Origin of the sequence: Streptomyces sp. PU-14G, assembly GCF_041028275.1 — a bacterium.
In the GTDB taxonomy this organism is placed as follows: domain Bacteria; phylum Actinomycetota; class Actinomycetes; order Streptomycetales; family Streptomycetaceae; genus Streptomyces.
Genome location: NZ_JASKYT010000618.1, coordinates 1 through 2,177, shown reverse-complemented (window position 1 = coordinate 2,177; position 2,177 = coordinate 1). Strand labels below are relative to the sequence as shown.

At 70.1% G+C, this 2,177-nt stretch carries 2 protein-coding genes and 2 rRNA genes; 2 read left to right on the top strand and 2 right to left on the bottom strand.

All coding sequences use genetic code 11. From position 1 onward, the window contains the following. Both AB8Z75_RS34095 and rrf read left to right on the top strand, forming a co-directional pair. A 23S ribosomal RNA gene (locus AB8Z75_RS34095) occupies window positions 1-99 on the top strand; the annotation flags it as partial. 90 nt (window positions 100-189) lie between these two features. Continuing rightward, a 5S ribosomal RNA gene (gene rrf / locus AB8Z75_RS34090) occupies window positions 190-306 on the top strand. A 111-nt stretch (window positions 307-417) separates the two neighbouring features. Here rrf and AB8Z75_RS34085 read toward each other — a convergent pair. Beyond that, window positions 418-990, bottom strand: coding sequence for a hypothetical protein (locus AB8Z75_RS34085; protein ID WP_369208888.1), 573 nt, complete (start codon window positions 988-990; stop codon window positions 418-420). Between the two features lie 68 nt (window positions 991-1,058). Next, window positions 1,059-2,096, bottom strand: a complete 1,038-nt coding sequence (locus AB8Z75_RS34080) for a hypothetical protein (RefSeq protein WP_369208886.1) — start codon at window positions 2,094-2,096, stop codon at window positions 1,059-1,061. Window positions 2,097-2,177: the final 81 nt, after the last annotated feature.

The window sequence follows — 2,177 nt, the reverse complement described above, 5'->3', positions numbered from 1 at the left end:
GGGTAAGGCTCCCTGGAGATGACGGGGTTGATAGGCCGGATCTGGAAGCCCAGTAATGGGTGGAGGTGACCGGTACTAATAGGCCGAGGGCTTGTCCATAGAGGCTCGCGTCCACTGTGTGGGTTCTGAGACAACAACCCGAGCACCCCCACGATTGTGTGGGGTTGTGCCGGTTGTGTTTCATAGTGTTTCGGTGGTCATAGCGTGAGGGAAACGCCCGGTTACATTCCGAACCCGGAAGCTAAGCCTTTCAGCGCCGATGGTACTGCATGCGGGAGCGTGTGGGAGAGTAGGACGCCGCCGAACTCTACGTAAGAGAAAGCCCCGTTGGCACACGCCAACGGGGCTTTCTTTTTTGCGTTGTACACCTACCCACGCGTAGCGCGGAGTTCTAGGCTCTGCGCCCATGACGCAGGCTCAGGTTCGGCTGCCGCGCGGGCGGTTGGCGCTGGCCGCCGCCTTCTTCGTGCAGGGTGCGGCGTCGTGCCAGGCGTCGAGTCCGAGGAAGTACAGGCGGGAACCCTGCTGGGCGAAGGACATGGTGCCGTCGTCGATGTCCATGCAACGGCCGGTCGAGGCGATGCGCAGGCGGGTGCGGGCGTCGGCGGACTGGGCGGGAGGCCTGCTCGGCTTCCGTGCCGCATGCATGCCGTCCTCCTGGCGAAGCATGCGTTCCTCGGCACTCTCTCCCGCGCTTTGGGAGAGGTGGGATCCGGCAGGGGGCTCGAAGAGCCAGCGGTCGAAGTCGGGCGCCAGTTCGGTGCGGCGTGCGGTCTCGGACCAGGCGGCTGCCGTACGGCGTACAGCCGTGAGGAGGTAGGGCCGCCACGCCTCGGTGGGGCCGCCACCGGAGCGTACGGCCTGGAGAGTGCGGGCGAACGCCTCGGAGCTTGGGTGGTGGCCGCTCGGGCTTCGACGGTCCTCGTCTTCCGCGCTGGTACCGGAAGGAAGTGGGGAGTCCGTGGGGCCGCGGGGACGCATGCACGTCATGTGGCGGACGGTGTGAGGCTCGAAAAGGTGCGGCCGGGGCGATGGGGGGGAGCGACGCGTGACGGGCGTCAGGAAGAAGGCGTGGCGGCCAGCTCCAGCACCGTCGTCAGTGGTGGGTCGAGCCGGCCGTCAGATGACCGTGCGGCCATGCGGCGGCCGTGCTCGACCACGCTCTCGATGAGCGCGTTCAGCAGCGGAAGGACCTCCGGCTCCGCGCCCACTACATACAGTGTGCCCGCTTCGGCGATGAACGATTCCACCGCGAGCCTGTCGGCTCGCTCGGCCGAACACGCGTTGCGCACGTGAAGCTGCGACAGGGGAGCCAGCGCCCGCCGGATCAACGCGACCGCGTCGGCGCGCAGTTGCGGATGCCCGGCGAGCGCGGCCTCGAGCTCTCCCGCTGCACCCGCCGTCGCCTTGGGGTGCGAGCGCAGGATCCGTACGGCGTCCGCCGTTCCCCCCGTCGCCAGCGCCCAGCGGTGCACCTCGCGGAACGGGCGTTTCTCCAGCGCCGCCGCGTGCAGCCAGCAGCGCAGCATGGTCTCGGCCGTGCTGTGGGTCGTCGCGTCGATGGGGCGGGGCGAACGTAGCGGTGCCAGTAGCGCCGTCGCCCGGGAGGTGGCCGTCGTACGGTCCGCGCAACCGTGGTGCGGCGACCAGCGGATGCGGTCGGGGGTGTCGCAGGCGTGCGTCGGGTCGAAGAGGTGGACCGGGCCGAGTTTGGCGCGGGCCGCTTTCGTCGCCGCCCACAGATCCGGCGTCGCCGAGGTGACGAGGGCGGCACCGGGCGCTTCGAGGACCCGGCCGACGGGGGTGTCGCCCGGGTCCGTGCCGCCCTGGCCGCCGGTCGTCGTGTGCCGGCTCGCGGGGCCCGCCGCACCGACCTCGAAGCCGAGAGGCGGGGGGGCCGCCGGCCTTCCGGCGGGCAGGGGAACGGCGGGTGCGCCGTCCGGGGAGGACGAGAACGCCTCCGGTGTGCCGGGTGGCGGCGGAGAGTGCGTGGTCGATGCCGCTGTCGACGGCCCGGATTCCGTCGGCCACGGCTGCCGCATGGGCAGGTCGTGTTGTGGTGTGGGGGGCACCTGCTGTTCCGGTAGCGGTGTCACCTGCTGTTCCGGTTGTGGTGACGCCAGTTGTTCCGGTTGTGGTGATGCCTGTTGTACGGGCGACGCGCGTGGGGACGGGGC